The 16,339-nt window shown below is 72.9% G+C and carries 9 protein-coding genes; 5 read left to right on the forward strand and 4 right to left on the reverse strand.

The features are described from left to right. Positions 1-54 precede the first annotated feature (54 nt). Entirely contained in the window at positions 55-996 is a 942-nt protein-coding gene (locus IPQ09_27510; protein ID MBL0197895.1) for a LysR family transcriptional regulator, read from the forward strand. On the opposite strand, the gene IPQ09_27515 is transcribed toward IPQ09_27510, so the two are convergent. From IPQ09_27515 to IPQ09_27525, 3 genes are all read right to left on the reverse strand, one after another. Beyond that, positions 971-1,894, reverse strand: a complete 924-nt coding sequence (locus tag IPQ09_27515) for an alpha/beta fold hydrolase (protein ID MBL0197896.1) — start codon at positions 1,892-1,894, stop codon at positions 971-973. The two genes, IPQ09_27510 and IPQ09_27515, sit on opposite strands and share 26 nt — an antisense overlap. Then, positions 1,891-3,222 (reverse strand): hypothetical protein, encoded by a 1,332-nt coding sequence (locus IPQ09_27520; protein ID MBL0197897.1) that lies wholly within the window; start codon positions 3,220-3,222, stop codon positions 1,891-1,893. Before IPQ09_27520 ends, IPQ09_27515 begins: the two co-directional genes overlap by 4 nt. Before the next feature lie 127 nt (positions 3,223-3,349). Beyond that, positions 3,350-4,306 carry a class I SAM-dependent methyltransferase gene (locus IPQ09_27525; GenBank protein ID MBL0197898.1) on the reverse strand — a complete coding sequence of 319 codons (957 nt, stop codon included), beginning with the start codon at positions 4,304-4,306 and terminating at the stop codon, positions 3,350-3,352. Between the two features lie 116 nt (positions 4,307-4,422). Between IPQ09_27525 and IPQ09_27530 the strand changes: the two genes are divergently transcribed. The 4 genes from IPQ09_27530 (at position 4,423) to IPQ09_27545 (ending at position 14,556) form a co-directional block, all read left to right on the forward strand. After that, on the forward strand, positions 4,423-7,686 hold the full coding sequence (locus tag IPQ09_27530; protein MBL0197899.1) for a PD-(D/E)XK nuclease family protein: 3,264 nt from the start codon (positions 4,423-4,425) through the stop codon (positions 7,684-7,686). Between the two features lie 13 nt (positions 7,687-7,699). Further along, positions 7,700-11,215, forward strand: coding sequence for a UvrD-helicase domain-containing protein (locus tag IPQ09_27535; protein MBL0197900.1), 3,516 nt, complete (start codon positions 7,700-7,702; stop codon positions 11,213-11,215). Between the two features lie 63 nt (positions 11,216-11,278). Beyond that, positions 11,279-13,480: a Zn-dependent oligopeptidase gene (locus IPQ09_27540; GenBank protein MBL0197901.1), complete on the forward strand. Its 2,202-nt coding sequence runs from the start codon at positions 11,279-11,281 to the stop codon at positions 13,478-13,480. Beyond that, entirely contained in the window at positions 13,477-14,556 is a 1,080-nt protein-coding gene (locus IPQ09_27545; protein ID MBL0197902.1) for a DUF2330 domain-containing protein, read from the forward strand. Before IPQ09_27540 ends, IPQ09_27545 begins: the two co-directional genes overlap by 4 nt. A gap of 21 nt (positions 14,557-14,577) precedes the next feature. Here the strand turns inward: IPQ09_27545 and IPQ09_27550 are convergent, their stop codons facing one another. Continuing rightward, positions 14,578-16,317 carry a hypothetical protein gene (locus IPQ09_27550; protein ID MBL0197903.1) on the reverse strand — a complete coding sequence of 580 codons (1,740 nt, stop codon included), beginning with the start codon at positions 16,315-16,317 and terminating at the stop codon, positions 14,578-14,580. Positions 16,318-16,339 lie beyond the last annotated feature (22 nt).

A 16,339-nucleotide genomic window follows, 5' to 3' on the forward strand; every position in this document is an offset into this window, starting at 1 on the left:
ATTTTTCGAAGGACCGGGGGCGGGCGGGGGCACGCCGTGCCACACTGCGTGGCGATGCTGTTCACGCTCGACGCGCTCGAGGTGCTCGACGCCATCGACCGCCACAAGGGTTTCAGCGGCGCCGCAGCCGAGCTGCACCGGGCCCAGTCGGCCGTGTCGTACTCGGTCAAGCAGCTCGAAGAGGGCCTCGGCCTTCGGCTGTTCGACCGCTCCGGTCACCGAGCGGTGCTCACGGCCGCCGGGCGCGCCGTGCTCGAAGAGGGGCGCGGGCTCCTCACCCACGCGCGGCGCATCGAGTCGCTCGCCTCGCAGCTGCACGAGACCTGGGAGCCGCGGCTCGAGGTGGTGGTCGACGGCATCCTGCCGATCGATCCCGTGCTGAGCGCCCTCCGTCGCATGGCCGACGACGCCGTGCCTACCCACGTCCAGATCCGCGTCGAGTTCCTCGGGGGTGTCCAGGACCGCTTCGAGCGCGATCGCGCCGATCTGATGCTGGTGAAGGACTATCTGCGTTCCGACGCGCTCGTCGAGCACGCGCTCGCCGAGGTCGAGGTGGTGCTGGTGGCGTCGCGTTCGCATGCCCTCGCCGCGCTCGGCCCCAGCGGGAGCGTGGGGCCCGCCCCCGCCTCCGCGGGGACCGGCGAAGCGCGCGGCGTGTCCCTCACCGAGCTGCAGCGTCACGTGGAGCTCACCGTGCACGACTCGAGCGAGTCCCATCGCCTCGGGGACACGCGGATCTTCGGAGGCCCGCGCGTCTTCTACCTGAGCGATTTCGCGATGAAGCTCCGCGCGATCGAGCTCGGCCTCGGCTTCGGCTGGATGCCCCTCTATCTCGTGCGCGACGCCCTGCGCGCGGGTTCGCTCGTGGTCGTGCCGTACGAGGGCGGGGCGCGCTACACGTTCCAGCCCGTGCTCGTGCACCCCCGCGAGAGGCCGCTCGGGCGCGCGGGGCAGACCTTCCTCGCGCGGCTCAAGGAGGCGGCGCAGAGCCGCTGAGCGCGCGCGGCTCGTCGACGGATTCGTCGCTCTCGCCGGCCCCGTCGGCACGCTCGGTCGTCGCGCCGACGTCCACACGCTCGACGCCGCCAGGGGCCGCCTCGTGGCGAAGAAACGCGACGATGTGCGCGGCGACGCTGCGAGAGAACAGAATGCCGAAGTGACCGAGGTTCGCGACCTCGACGTCTTCCCCGCCCCGCGCCGCGAGCGCCGAGGTGAGCTTCGGGTGCACGACGTTGTCGTGGCTCGAGTAGACGCTGAGCACGGGCACCGGCGCGCGTGAGGCCTCGTGCTCCCGCACGAGCGCGGACCCCGCGCGCAGGTCCCTGCCCGCCGCGCCGAGGATCGGTCCGCGGAAGACGACGCCGCCGTGGGGGCTCGCGACGGTGACGCAGCGCCGCACGTGGGCGGGATCTTGCCGCAAGAGCTCCAGCGCGACGAGTCCTCCCAGGCTGTGGCACACGAGGTCGACCTTGGCCGCGCCGGTCTCCTCTCGGACGCGCGCGCAGAAGCGCGCGAGGCGCGCCGCGTTGTCTTTCACGCTCGCGAGGAACGGGTAGTTGATGCCGAAGAGCGGCCCGAGCCCCGCCGCGCTCAATGTACGTGCAAGATACACAAAATCGACGCGGTTCTGAAAGTACCCGTGGACAAACACGACCGGCACGCCGTCGCGCGCGCCGCCCATGCGCCTGCCCACGAGGTAGAAGAGCGGGAGCCACGGCTGCACGAGCGCGACGCACACGAGCTCGTAGAAGAGGCTCCGCGCCGCGGTCCCGAGCGGGCGGGGCTCGGCGTGTGGCGTCATCAGCGCGAACGTGACGCCGAGGTAGGCGAACGCGCCGAGGGTGAAGGCCGCGACGACACCGGCGAGGACGAGGAGGACGGTGGCCGTGCTCACGGGCGCACCTCCAGCTCCAGGCGCGTCATGCGCCGCGCGCCGTCGAAGGCGAGCGTCGCGCGCTCCCCTCGTGCGAGCGAGAGCCCTCCAACGACGGTGACCCCGCCGCTCCGCAGGACGTACGTGTGCGCGCCCTCGCCGACGGTGGCGGCGACCTCGTCTCGACCGAGCCGGAGCGTGCGCGTCGCGCGCGGCTCGTCGGAGCCCACCGGGGTCAGCGAGAGCGTGCCGGGCGCGGCCGACGAGGCGCGGACCTCGGGGGTCGCGGCGGCGGCCTCGGGCGCGCGCCGGACGCGATCCACGTCGCCACGGGTGGGCTCGTCGGGGAGGAAGAGCGCGACCTCGGTCGGGGCCGGCGCGTCGGTGCCCGCGACGAGCACGGCGTCATTCAGGACGATGCCCCGTGAGCGATCGAGCGCAGGTGTGGCCAAGACGCGGGCCCCGAACAGGTGCACCCGCAGCACCGCGGTGTCCGGCGGGAGGAACCGCGCGAACCCGCGCGGGCGCGCGTGATCGTGGCCCCACAGGATCGCGATCCGGCGCGGCCCGCCGGGCGCCGCGTCTTGGAGAGCGCGCAGGCAGTGTAGCTCCCGGAGCCGGAGGACCTCGTCGCTCGCGCCGTCGCCGCCCCCGACGAGCGCCTCGCGCACCTTCGATGACATGTCGCACGGCAGGACCCGCTGCCCCGTCGCGCGGGCCGCGAGCACGATGTCCAGCACGTCGCGCTCGTAGCCGAACTTCCACGCCGTGTAGTCGTGCGCGGCGTGCGCGCGCGCGAGGCGATCGAGCGCCCCAAGGTCGCCGCGCTCGAGGAACGCGCGGAGATCCGCGCCGTCGGCGCGCTGGGCGTCCTCAGCGAGGCCACCCCATCGACCGTCCGCCACGAGGTGCTCCAGGGCCACGTCGGTCAGTCGAGTGGGGCGCCTCACGAGCGCCCGGAACGCGCGCACCTGCGCGCCCGAGTCGTGGTGGGTGCCGACGAGCACGTAGGCGTCGCGCGCCCCCGCGCGGGCCAGCCACGCGTCGAGCCAGCCCCGGATCGCGGCTTCCCCCGCGATGGCGTAGTCGAGGCGCGCGAGGGAGCGGCTCGCTAGCGCATCGAGGCTGACCTCGGTGCCACCGTCGGGGGCGCCGGAGACGTCGCGGAGGGTGCACGACGAGATGAGCGCGCGCTGCGCCTCGAGCGTCCGCGGCAGCGCGGGCCACGCGAGCGGGGGCGCCGCGTCGAGCCGCGACGCCGCGTCGATCCCCTCGGCGAGCGCGGACGAGGCGTCGAGGGTCGGGCCTCGTGGGTCGGAGCGGCACGCGCCAGCGAACGCGAACGCCAACGCCAACGCCAACGCCAACGCGAAGCCACACGAAGCGCGCTCCCGCGCCGCGGTCGATGTCGACGCTCCGCGCGAACGCCGGGGACTCACGGCCCGGGTGGCGGCGCCGAGCTCGCCGCGGCGAAGGTCACGCCGGCTTCCGCGCGACGAAATAGAGCTTGTGCGCGAGCAGATCGCGCCGATCCTTGTAGGCCGTGTAGCTCGGGTGCACCGGGGGCAGCGGGTGCGTGTCGGGATCACAGCCGCGCGGGTACCGCCGGTCGACCTCGAGCAGCTCGAACCCCGCCTCGGTCGCGGCGTCGAGGTACGCCGAGGCGCGGAGACGGTTCTGGTAGAGCATGTCGGCGTTGACGAGGTTCCAGGTGCGCTCGTCGAAGCGGAGGTAGTGCCACGAGGTGAGCGAGGCGTCGCTGTGGCTGAAGTGGTCGCTCATGTCCACCTTCGAGACGAAGAGCCCGCCCGGGCGCAGCACGCGCGAGAGCTCCGCGAAGATCGACCGGATCTCCGGGAGCGGAACGTGCTCCAGGGTGAGGCTGCTCGTCACGCAGTCGACCGACCCCGCGGGGAGCCCCGTGCGCCGCGCGTCGGCCGGGGCGCGGTAGTCGATGCCGAGCTCGCGCAAGGCTCCATCGACCTCGAACTCGCTCACCGCAAACGACGTGGGGAGGCGGCCGAGGCTGAGCGCCCCGGCGCAAGGAAAATCGGACGGCGGCGCGGCGACGAACGAGCGCAGGCGCGTGAGCGCGTGATGGACGAGCTCCGGCCGCACGAAGCGGTTCAGGTCGACGAGGGTCTGCCGCCCGACCCCGGCGGCGCGAAGGAACAGCCCCATGCCCAGGTCCCACCCCGCGCCGAACTCGAAGAAATGGGCCGTCGCGAGGTCCATCGTGGGAGCGTGACGGCCGAGCGCCGCGAGGTGCTCGCAGCCGATCTGGAAGCGCCCGAGCAGCTCCTTGTCGGGGAACGGGAGCGAGCGCGTCACGTAGCGCTGGAGCGCGTAGCGCACGTCGGGGCCACCGGGCACCCGCGAGAGCACCTGCGCCACGGCCGCGCGCGCGGCCCACTTGGGGAGGGGGAATGCCATCGCTCGCGAGCGTACCTCGGTTCGTCGCCGCGCGGCGGACTCTGCGCGCCGACCCTCCGCCCCGGTCCGCGCCAGTTCTCGACGAGAGGGCGCGGTGCGATGGTAGCGTGCCCGCCGTGAGCCCGGTCGACAGCGCCCTCCGTCCCGAGCACGACCGCCGGCTCGTGATCTCTCCGTCCGCGAAGGCCCGGCTCGAGCTCGCGCGCGACGCGCTGCTCGAGCTGCCCGCGTCTGCGGAGGCCGTCATCGTCGCGAGCAGCCTCGAGGCCGCGAACCACCTCGCGCGGGCGGTCGCGCTGCGGCGCTCTGCGACGTACGGCACCACCCGCACGACCGTGTCGCTCTACGTGGGCGCGCTCGCGCGGAGGGGGCTCGCGAGCGCGGGTCGGGTCGCGGCCTCGCGGCTCACGCTCGAGGCGGTGGCCACGCGCCTCGCGCAGTCGCGCCCGCGCGGAGCCGATCTCGGGCGGTTCGCGCCCGTCGCGGGCACGCCAGGCTTCGCTCGCGCGCTCGCCCAGACGCTCGACGAGCTACGGCGCGAGGGGCTCGTCCCCGCCGACCCCGCGCTCGCCTCGCTGCTCGCCGCGTACGAGCGGTCCCTCGACGAGCTCGGTCTCGCGGACGCGCGCGACGTCTACGACGCGGCGGCGGCCGAGCTCGCGCGCCCCTCGCCTCGCCCGGCGCTGGTCGTGCTGCTCGACGCCACGCTCGCCACGCGCTGCGAGGAGCGCTGGCTCGCTTCCCTCGGGCACGCCTGCCCCCGGCTCCTCGTCACTCTCCCCGAGGGAGACCTACGCAGCCGGGCGCTCGTGGAGCGCGCGCTCCCCTCCACGACGCTCACCGCCGCGAGCGCGCAGGGGCCTCTCGAGCCGCTCAAGCGAGCCCTCTTCGGCGAGCGCGCCGAGCAGGCCGCGGAGGCCGAGGGGGCCGCGGCGCACGTCCGACTCCAGTCGGCGCCCGGCGAGAGCCGCGAGTGCGTCGAGATCGCCCGCGCGGCGCTCGAGCGCGCTCGCGGGGGCGTGCCGTTCGATCGCATGGCGATCTTGCTGCGCGCACCCGAGAGCTACGTCACCCACGTCGTGGAGGCGCTCCGCCGCGCGCGCGTGCCCGTACACTTCGCCCGGGGCCTGCGGCTGCCCGATCCGTCCGGGCGCGCCCTCCTCGCGCTCCTCGCGTGCGCGGCCGAGGGCCTCTCGGCCTCGCGCTTCGCCGAGTACGTGTCGCTCGGCGAGGTGCCCCGTCGCGACGAGAACACCGTCCACCCGAGGGTAGGCGCCGACACCTACGCGCCCGCCGACGACGACGAGGCGGAGGCCGCGCTCGCCAGGCTCGACGGCGAGGCCCTGATCGCCGAGGCGCGGAGCGAAGCGGAGGAGGACACGGGGACGCTACGGGCCCCCTACCGGTGGGAGCGGCTCGTCGTCGAGGCGTCGGTCATCGGGGGCAAGGACCGGTGGGAGCGACGGCTCGGGGGCCTCCGCGAGGCGCTGCGTCACTCCCATGCACTCTACACTCATGAGGGCGATCCGCGGGCCGACCAGGCGGCGAGGGATCTCGCGTCGCTCGGGGAGCTCGAGGCCTTCGCCCTCCCGCTCCTCGACGAGCTCCAGCGCCTCTCCGTCCCCGCCTCGTGGCCCGAGTGGCTCGCGCGCCTGACCGCGCTCGCCGAGCGCGCGCTTCGGCGGCCCGAGCGGGTGTTCTCCGTCCTGTCGGAGCTGTCCCCGCTCGACTCCGACGCGACCGTGAGCCTCGCCGAGGTGCGCTCGGTGCTCGAGCCTCGCCTCGCCGAGGCGCGCCAGGCGACCCGCGGCAGGCGCCTCGGCAAGCTCTTCGTGGGAGGCATCGAGGACGCCCGGGGTCTCTCGTTCGACACCGTGTTCGTGCCGGGGCTCGTCGAGAAGTCGTTCCCCAAGAAGGTCCTCGAGGACCCGCTCTTCCTCGACGACGCGCGCGCGGCGTCGTCGCCCGAGCTGCGCACGAACGCGGAGCGCTCGCAGCACGAGCGCCTCATGTTGCGCGTCGCGAGCGGGGCCGCCGAGGAGCTGCTCGTCTACTCGTACCCGCGGGTCGACGCAGAGGCCGGGCGCCCGCGCACGCCCTCGTTCTACGGGCTGGAGATCCTGCGCGTCGTACACGGCGCGCTGCCCACGTACGAGGCGCTCCGACGCATGGCCGACACGTCGTCGCGCGCGCGGCTCGGGTGGCCCGCGCCCGAGCGCCCCGACGACGCCATCGACGACGCCGAGCACGACCTCTCCGTGCTGGCGGGCCTGCTCTACGACGACGAGAGGAAGCACGTGGGCGCGGCGCGCTTTCTGCTTGGCGCGAACCCGCACCTGCAGCGCGCCCTCCGCGCGCGCGCGCACCGGTGGCGGCGCGGCCCCTACGTGGAGTGGGACGGCCTCGTGAACGTGCCGCCCGGGGCCCGCGCCGCACTCGACGCGCACGCGCTCTCCGCGCGGAGCTTCTCGCCCACCGCGCTGCAAAACTTCGCCGCCTGCCCCTATCGGTTCTACCTCTCGGCGCTGCTCAAGCTCTCGAAGCGCGAGGAGCCCGCGCCGCTCGAAGAGCTCGACCCGCTCCAGCGCGGCACCCTCGTCCACGAGACCCAGTTCGCGCTCCTCACGCGCCTCCGCGCCCAGGGGCTCCTGCCCGTGCGCGCGAGCAACCTCTCGCGGGCCCAGGACATGCTCGAGAGCACGCTCATGGAGGTCGCCGGGGCCCACGAAGACCGGCTCTGTCCGGCGATCCCGAAGGTCTGGGAGGACGGCATCGCCCAGGTGCGCGCCGATCTCCGCGAGTGGCTGCGGCGCATGCCCGCCGAGACCAGCTGGACCCCCAGCCACTTCGAGCTCTCGTTCGGCCTCGTCGAGCACGACGACGGGCGCGACGCGGCCAGCGTGAAGGAGCCGGTCGAGCTCGAGTGTGGCCTGCGCCTGCGCGGCTCGATCGATCTGGTCGAGACCCACGCCGACGGGCGCTTGCGCGCGACCGATCACAAGACCGGCAAAGTGCGGGCCGAACCAGGTTCGGTGGTGAGCGGCGGCGAGATCCTGCAGCCCGTGCTCTATGCCCTCGCGATCGAGCGCATTTTGCCCGGAGAGGTCACGAGCGGGCGGCTCTACTACTGCACGTCGACAGGCGACTACACGGCCATCGACGTGCCGCTCAACGACGCCGCGCGCGCGGCCGCCCAGACCGTGGCGACCGCCGTCGGCCACGCGCTCAGCGTCGGCATGCTCCCCGCCGCGCCCAAGGAGAGATCATGCACCTACTGCGATTTCCTCGACGTGTGCGGCCCGTACGAGCCCGCGCGCGTGCGCCTGAAGCGCGACAAGAAGGCCCTCCCACTGCTGACAGCGGTGCGCGAGCTGCCATGATCGGGCCTGGCCGATGAGCGCACAGCTCGCCGATCACGAGGCGCGCCGGGCCATCCGGGAGGACCTCGACGCGACCCTCGTCGTGGAGGCCGCGGCGGGGGCCGGCAAGACGACCGAGCTCGTGCGCCGCGTGCTCGCGCTGCTCCAGACTGGACGCGCGCGGCTGTCGACCATCGTCGCGGTCACGTTCACGGAGAAGGCCGCGGGCGAGATGAAGCTCCGGCTGCGCACCGCGATCGAGCGCGAGCGCATCCGCGCCACGGACGCGGAGGTGCGCGAGCGCCTCGAGGGCGCGGCGCGCGAGCTGGAGGTCGCCCACATCGGGACAATCCACGGCTTCTGCGCAGACCTGCTCCGTGAGCGACCCGTCGAGGCCGGCATCGATCCGCTCTTCACCGTGGCGGACGAAGGCGAGACGCGGCGGCTCTACCGCGAGGCCTTCGAGCCGTGGTTCCAGGCCGTGCTCAACGGGGACGCGGAGGCCTATCCCGGGGTGCACCGCGTGCTGCGGCGGCGCAGCCGCGACGAGAGTCCCCACGACATGCTGCTCGACGCCGGGTACCGCCTCGTCGAGCAGCGCGACTTCGACGCCCCGTGGACCCGGCCAGTGTTCGATCGCGTGCCCGCGCTCGACGAGATTTGCGCGGCGCTCGCCGACCTCGGGGCCCTCGCCCTCGACGCCGACGACATGTCGATCGACAAGGAGAACAAGCCCAACTGGCTCTACATCTCCCTCGACTCCATCGCGCGCTTCTCCTCCGAGCTCGCGCGCAAGGAGGCGGCGCGCGGCGGAGAGCGCGACTACGACGGCCTCGAGGCGGAGCTGCGGCGGCTCGCGCGCGAGCGCCACTGGGCCTGGGGCGGGCGCGGCAGCCCAAACTACTCCCGCAAGAAGGGCCTCTCTCGCCAAGACGTGGCCGACCGGCGCGCGGCGCTCAAGTCCAGGCTGGACGCGCTCCTCACCACGACGGACGCGGACTTGGCCGCCTGCCTGCGCGAGGAGCTCCGGCCACTGGCGGGCGCGTACGAGGCGTTGAAGGCCCGCGCGGGGAAGCTCGATTTCCTCGACCTCCTCCTGAAGACACGCGACCTGCTCGACGAGAACCCGGGCACCCGCCGCGCGCTACGTGCACGGTACACGCATCTGCTGGTGGACGAGTTCCAGGACACCGACCCCCTCCAGGCCCACATCCTGTTCTCGCTCGGCCGCGCGGCCGACGACGACGACGCGCGCGACGAGCGCGGCGCCGCGACCGCTGCCCCTGCGCCCGGCAAGCTCTTCTTCGTGGGCGATCCGAAGCAGTCGATCTACCGATTCCGGCGAGCCGACGTGGCCTTCTACGAGGCGACCAAGCGCCAGCTCGTCGCCAATGGCGCGCGCCTCGTGCACCTCACGACCAGCTTCCGCAGCACGCCCGACGTGCAGAGCGTGGTGAACGCGACCTTCGCGCGGGCGATGGTCCAGACCGAGGAGGGCAGCCAGGCCGCGTACGTGCCCCTCTCGGGCCACCGGGCCGCGGGTCCGGAGGCCCAGCCCGCCATCGTGGCGCTGCCCGTTCCCCGCCCGTACTCGGCGAAGATCGGCAAGATCGCGAAGTACTCGATCGAGGAGTCGCTCCCCGACGCCGTGGGCGCCTTCGTCGACTGGCTCGTCCACAAGAGCGGCTACACGGTCCAGGAGCAGCGCGACAACCGGCCGGTCGAGGTGCCCGTCACGGCGGGCCACGTGTGCCTCTTGTTCAAGCGATTCTCGTCGTTCGGCGGCGACGTCACCCGCCCGTACGTGCGGGCCCTGGAGGCGCGGCACGTGCCCCACGTGCTCGTCGGCGGGCGCGGGTTTCACGAGCGCGAGGAGGTGCTCGCCCTGCGAAACGCGGCGACCGCGATCGAGTATCCGTTCGACGAGTACGCGGTCTACGCGACGCTGAAGGGGCCGCTCTTCGCCCTGCCCGACGCGGCGCTGTTCGCGTACCGCGCGCTCGCCCGCTCGCTCGACCCACGCCGGCCACCGCCCGACCTCGACGCGCTCACCGCGCCGGTGGCGGAGGCGCTCGCGGTCTTGCGCGAGCTCCACGGGTCGCGGAACCGACGCCCCTTCGCCGACACCCTCGCAGAGCTCCTCGAGCGCACGCGCGCGCACGCCGGGTTCGCCATCTGGCCGACCGGCGAGCAAGCCCTCGCCAACGTCCTCCGCGTGCTCGACGTCGCGAGGAAGGCCACCCACGCGCCGGGTGTGCACTCGTTCCGCGCGTTCGTCACGGCGCTAGACGAAGACGCGAGCCGAGGCAACGTGTCCGAGGCGTTCGTCGCGGAGGAGGACGCCGCCGGGGTCCGAATGATGACGGTCCATCGAGCAAAAGGGCTCGAGTTTCCAGTAGTCATACTCGCAGACCCGACCGCGAGACCCACGCACACGGAGCCCTCGCGCTTCGTCGACGCGCAGCGCCGCCTGTTCGCGGCGCCCCTGTGCGGCGCCGCGCCCCTCGAGCTGTCCGAGCACCGCGACCGCGTGCTGGCGCAGGACCACGAGGAGGCGGTGCGGCTGCTCTACGTGGCCACGACCCGCGCGCGCGACATGCTGGTCGTCCCGGTGGTGGGCGACGAACCGCTGGCGGACAGCTGGCTCGAAGCGCTCGGCCCCACGGTGTACCCGCCGCAAGACCGGCGCGCGCGGCCGAGCGACCTGAAGCCCACGCCGCTGCCCTTCGGCGCCGACTCGGTCCTCGATCGCCCCGAGAAGGTGTGGAACGCGCGGCCGGTACGGCCCGGGTGGCACGCGCCTGCGGCGGGCACGCACGAGGTGCTCTTCTTCGATCCCGCGGCCCTCGGCCTCGGCAAGGAGGACGAGGCGGGGCTCAGACAGCAGAAGATCCTGGCGGCGGACGACGGCGGCGGCGACCGCGCGGCGCAGGCGCGCTACGACGCGTGGGTCGTCGCACGCGACGCCCTGCGCGAGACGGCGAGCGCGCCTTCGGTGCGGGTGGTCACGCCTACCGAGCTCAAGGACGCGCTCAACCTCGCGACGCCGGCCACCGTGGAACCGCTGCCCGCGCTGCCCGTGCACCGCACGGTGACCCCGCGCGAGGGGCGCCCCCACGGGAAACGCTACGGCGTGCTCGTGCACGCCCTCCTCGCCGAGGCGCCGCTCGACGGATCGCACGGGGCCCTCCTGCCCGCGCTCGCGCGCGCCCACGGCCGCTCGCTCGGGGCCACGGAGGAGGAGATCGCCTTCGCCGCGCGCGCCGCCGGGGCCGCCCTCGAGCACGAGCTCCTGGCGCGGGCCCGCGCCTCGACCGACGCGCGCCGCGAGGTAGGGATCACCCTGCGGACACCCGACGGGCGCCTCGTCGAGGGGGTCGTCGACCTCGCGTTCCGAGAGGCCGACGGCAGCACCACGGTGATCGATTTCAAGACCGACGTCGACGAGGGCCCGCGCCTCGCGAGCTATCGCGCGCAGCTCGCGCTCTACGCGGAGGCCATCGCGGCCTCGACGGGCGCGCCGGCCCGCGGCGTCTTGCTCCTCGTTTGATCGCCGCGGCTCGGCGCAATTTTTTCCGCGCCCGCCGCTGGCCTTCAGGCATTCTCCCGAGCCATGCGCACACCGGCTGGCCTCCTCTCTTTCGTCACCCTGGTCTCCCTCGGCCTCGCGGCCGTGAGCGCCGGCTGCGGCGCCCCGCCGCCTCCTCCCGCGCAGCCCGTGACGAAGGTCACCGTGCAGCGGGCGCCCGTGCCCACCGAAGCGCCGCCCCCGCCGCCGGCGATGCTCCCGCTCGACGTCGACCCCACCCTGCACTTCACGTCGGCCGACTCGATGCGGCGCCTGTGCCGAGAGAGCCTCGCGCAGGCCCAGAACAAGCTCAACGAGGTTCGTCTCCTCGCCAAGGCCGACGACGCCGCGCTCACCGCCGAGGCCGTGCTCGGGGGGCTCGACGACGCGCGGCTCGCGACGAAGAACGCCGGAGACTTCAGCGCGCTGATGGCGGTCGCCCACCCCGAGGAGGCGGTCCGCAAGGCCGCCGAGGAGTGCGAGCCCCTCGCGGGCACGTTCGAGACCTCGTTCTACCTCGACGCCACGGCGGCGCAGGTGGTGAAGCGCTTCGACGCGCTGCGAAAAGCCCAGCCGAACCCGCCGCTTTCCAAGGAGCACGCGCGGATGCTCGAGCACCTGCTCCGCGACTACCGGCGCAACGGCCTCGAGCTGCCCGAGGCTGGCCAGGCGCGCTTGCGAGAGCTGAACGCGCAAATCACGAAGCTCGGACAAGAGTTCGACAGCAACCTCGCGGGCTCGACCGTGACCGTCTCGGCCACGGCCAAGCAGCTCGAGGGGCTCCCGCCAGCGTACATCGAGGCCCACAAGCCCAGTCCCGACGGCAAGATCGCGATCACCACGGACTACCCCGACTACTTCCCCGTCCTCCAGTACGCGAGAGACCGCGCGTTCGCGCTCGAGCTCTCGAAGCAGTTCGACAACCGCGCCTCGGACAAGAACGTAGCCTTGCTGGAGAAGCTGCTCGCCGTGCGCGAGGAGAAGGCCAAGCTGCTCGGATACCCCACATGGGCCGACTACGTCCTCGAGCCCCGTATGGCCAAGACGCCGAAGGCGGTGGCCGACCTGCTCGACGGGCTCCGCGCCCACGTCGCCAAAAAGGGCGAGCAGGAATTCGCTGAGTTTCGAGCGATGCACGTCAAGCTTGGCGGAAAGAAGACCGACTCGATCCCCCCCTCCGACCGCACCTACCTGGAGGACCGAGTGCGGAAGGAGAAGTACGGACTCGACTCAAAAGAGGTGAGTGAGTATTTCGAAGTCGGGCGCGTGAAAGAGGGTATTCTCGCCATCACCTCGCGCTTGTTTGGCGTGACCTACCGGCCCGCGAACGTGCCGAAGTGGCACCCCGACGTCGAGCCGATGGAGGTCGTCGACGCCAAAGGGCAGGTGATCGGGCGCTTCTACTTCGACCTTTACCCGCGCCCTGGGAAGTACAAGCACGCGGCCGTGTTCTCCATTCGCGACACCAAGCGCATGGCCGACGGCAAGCGCCTGCTGCCGATCGCCGCCATCGAGTGCAATTTCCCGCGGCCCGCGCCGGGGAACCCCGCGCTCATGAGCCACTCGGACGCGACGACGTTCTTCCACGAGTTCGGCCACGTCCTGCACCACCTGCTGAGCGAGACCGACACCGTCACCTTCGCGGGCACGAGCGTGCCCCGCGACTTCGTGGAGGCGCCCTCGCAGATGCTCGAAGAGTGGGCGTGGGACAAGTCCACCTTGGCGCTCTTCGCGAAGCACTACAAGACCGACAAGCCCATCCCCGACGCGCTGCACGCCAAGATGGTCCGCGCGCGCGGCTTCGGGCGGGCCCTCGCGACGCAGCGGCAGCTCTTCCTCGCGGCGCTCGACCAGGCGTACCACACGCGCCGTACGCCGATGGACACCACCGCGATGCTCGCGGAGATCCAGTCGAGGTACACCCCCTTCAAGCACGTGGAGGGGACGCATTTCCAGGGCACGTTCGGGCACCTCGTCGGCTACGACGCGGGCTACTACGGCTACCAGTGGGCGCTCTCGATCGCGAAGGATCTGCTCACTCGTTTCGACGCCGCCGGCCTCCTCGACGAGAAGACGGCGCGCGACTACCGCGGCGCGATCCTCTCGCGCGGCGGCAGCGAGGAGCCGGCCGAGCTCGTGCGCGCCTTCCTCGGGCGGGCCCCGAGCGACGAGGCGTACAAGCGCTTCTTGGTCGGCGCGCCGAGCGGCCCCGCGAAGGCGACGCCGCGGGCGAAGAAGGGGCAGTGATGCGCCTCGGCCGCGCTCTGGGGATCGCGATCACCGCGTTCGTGGTAGGGCGGTCCGCGCCGGCGCGCGCGTGTATGCCCGCGCCCCCCGAGCACCATTGGGTGCGCATCGCCGAGGAGCAGGCGGTCATCACGTACGATCCGGCGACGAAGGTGGAGCACTTCCTCCGCCGCGCGAGCTTCGAGTCCGACGTCGCCGACTTCGGCTTCATCGTCCCCCTCCCCTCGCGCCCCACCCTCAAGGAGGCCGATCCGAGCGTGTTCGCCCGCCTCGACGAGCTCACGCGCCCCAAGCTCGTCTACAAGGACCGCCTCTCCGGGATCGACCCTACCCCCCTCGTGCTCGCCACGTTCCTGATGCGCAGCGCCGCGGTGGCCACCGCCCCGGGCGCGGTGCAGGTGCTAGACCAGGTGACCGTGGCGGGGTACGACGCGGCCGTGCTCGCGGCCGACTCGGGGGAGGCCCTCGCGGAGTGGCTGCGCGCCCACGGCTACGCGAACGGCCCCGAGGTGGGGGCGTGGGTGGCGCCTTACGTGGCGAAGCGGTGGGTCTTCGCGGCGTTCCGCATGGCCGTCCCACCCGCGGACGGGGGCGGGCCCGCGACCCCGGAGAAGCGCATCGGCTCCGGCACGGTGGACATCGCGTTCACGACCGACACACCCTTCTACCCGTACCGCGAGCCCGAGAGCATGCGCGCGCCGGGTGCCAAGGCGCCGCGATCGCTCGCGGTGTTCTTCTTGGGCCCCGACCGCGTGGGTGGCACCCTCGGAGAGAACGGACCGTGGGTAGGCGCGCCCACCTACGCGCGGCGCCTCGACGCGGACGTCGCGGGGGTGCCTGGCGCCTCGCGGGGGCTCTTTCTCTCCAAGTTCGTCGACCGCTCGTCTCCGCGGCCTGGCACCGACGAGGTCTTCTTTCGCAAGCTTGAGGTCCAGTCGGAGCTCGTGCCCGACCCCATCGAGATCACCGTCGCGCGCAAGGTGCCGATGCCCATCGACGTGGTGTTGGTCTTCGGCGGCGCCGCCCTGCTCGTGGGGCGGACGGTGCGGCGGAGAAGGCAGGGCGGCGACGGCTGAGCCGGCGCCGCGCGCTCACGCTCAGTGGGTGAGAAAGTCGCTCAGCAGGCGCTTTTGGAACGCCCCATACGCCTCGCCGGACATGTCGCCGTAGAGGCGCTCTTCGATGCCGGGCTCGGTCCCCGAGGCCTGGATCTGCGGGATGGTGATGCCCTTCCAGACCTTGTCCTTCGCGGCGTACTTGCGCGCACCCGACGGCAGGACGAGGGCGCCCTCGAAGTGGAAGGTGAGGCCCATGATGGTGGCCCGTGGCTTGCGCGAGGTGTACGTGTGGCCGGACCAGTCCGCGCCGTGGAGCACGAAGAGCGTGGGCACGGTCACGGCCGGGAGCGGGTCCTCGAAGCGCGCGGTGTCGGGCTCGGCCGCGCTGGCGACGACCGTCACGATCTCGGGGTCGAAGAGCGACGTGAGGCCCGCGACGAGCCCCTTCGCCAGGGCCTCCTCGCGCGCCTTGTGGTGCGCGGCGTCGAAGTAGCGCGTCAGGTACGACACCGGACCGTTCCATGTGGGGGTCTTGGCGATGGTCTTGTCGGCGAGGCCGAATCGCCCGCCCGGGCGGCGCCGGAAGCGCACCTCGACCGTGGGGCCGAGGCGCTCGACCGCCGCGAGCAGCTCGACGACGGCGGGCTCGGTCTGGGCGCGCGCGGCGGCCGGGAGCGCGGCCGTGATCCGCGCGCGCTCTTTCATGTAAATTGCATGCTTCGCCGCGCCGAGCTCCTTCGCGAGCCCGTGGTCGGGGTAGGCCTTGGCGAACGCGGTGAGCGCCGAGAGCTTGCCGACGGTCTTCGCGCGCTCGAGCTCGGCGAGCATCGCGACGTGGAGCGCCTGCTCGACCTCGGGCTCGATGTCGGTGTCCGAGAACGCCGTGCGGAACTCGCGGATCGCCTCGACGGTGGACCGCGCCGACGCCTCGCGGAGGGCGGCGCGCGGCAGGAGCGTGCGCTCGACCTCGCGCGCGTGGGTGGTGCCGTAGAGCAGGTAGGACCGGTAGCTCGCGGAGGTGTCGTCGCGACGGGCCCGCGAGAAGCGGAGGGCGTCGCTCGTGGCGTTGCGCATGAAGAAGGTCGTGCCGCCGAACACCACGCCGACGCCGAGCCCGATGGCCCAGCCGAGGCGCTCCCACGAGGGGACGCGCAGCCGATAGGCCGCGCCTGGCCCGACGGGGCTGGAGAAGCGCGGCTCGAGGAGCGGGTCGAGCTCGGCGAGGCGATCCTGATCGTTCGCGGCGAGCGCGGCGGAGAGGACGCTCTGCGCGGCGAGCGACGCGCCCGCGAGGTCGGGTGGGCCCTTCGCGTCGGCCGAGAACGTGAAGCGCTGGCCCGGGAACGAGGCGGTCACGAGAGGCCCTGCGCCGGAGAGCTGGCCCTCCGTGAGCGGGTAGACCCGAAGATCCGCGGTCGTCGCGTCGACGACGCACGCCGGGAACAGGTAGACGCCTCGTGGCACGGGAAACGACGCGACGACGGAGAGGTGCCTCCGCGCGGCGACGTACGCGAACACCGCCGCGGCCGGCAGCGCGACGTAGAGCGCGAGGGCGGCGAACCCGTGCCGCGAGAGGGAGCTCGTGAGGCTGCCGTAGCCTGCGATGAAGAGCAGCAGGACGCCGAGCAAGGCGAGGCCCGCCGCGCCGAAGCCGATCCGCTCTCGGCGCGGACCGCCGGCCCGACGCGCGAGCGGCGCGGGCGCGAGCCCCTCGACGATCGCGCCGCGGAGTCGGTCCTGGAGCGTTCGGGGGAGGGTGTAAAAGGAGACTGTACGCATGGCGGCTCGCGGGCTGGCCATC

This window comes from Myxococcales bacterium (assembly GCA_016720545.1).
Lineage (GTDB): Bacteria > Myxococcota_A > Polyangia > Polyangiales > Polyangiaceae > JAAFHV01.

What these genes read in the sequence shown, in the direction of transcription:
- IPQ09_27510 (MBL0197895.1), top strand. Translation starts at nt 55, where the DNA reads ATGCTGTTCACGCTCGACGCGCTCGAGGTGCTCGACGCCATCGACCGC.
- IPQ09_27525 (MBL0197898.1), bottom strand. Translation starts at nt 4,306, where the DNA reads ATGGCATTCCCCCTCCCCAAGTGGGCCGCGCGCGCGGCCGTGGCGCAG.
- IPQ09_27535 (MBL0197900.1), top strand. Translation starts at nt 7,700, where the DNA reads ATGAGCGCACAGCTCGCCGATCACGAGGCGCGCCGGGCCATCCGGGAG.
- IPQ09_27540 (MBL0197901.1), top strand. Translation starts at nt 11,279, where the DNA reads ATGCGCACACCGGCTGGCCTCCTCTCTTTCGTCACCCTGGTCTCCCTC.
- IPQ09_27550 (MBL0197903.1), bottom strand. Translation starts at nt 16,317, where the DNA reads ATGCGTACAGTCTCCTTTTACACCCTCCCCCGAACGCTCCAGGACCGA.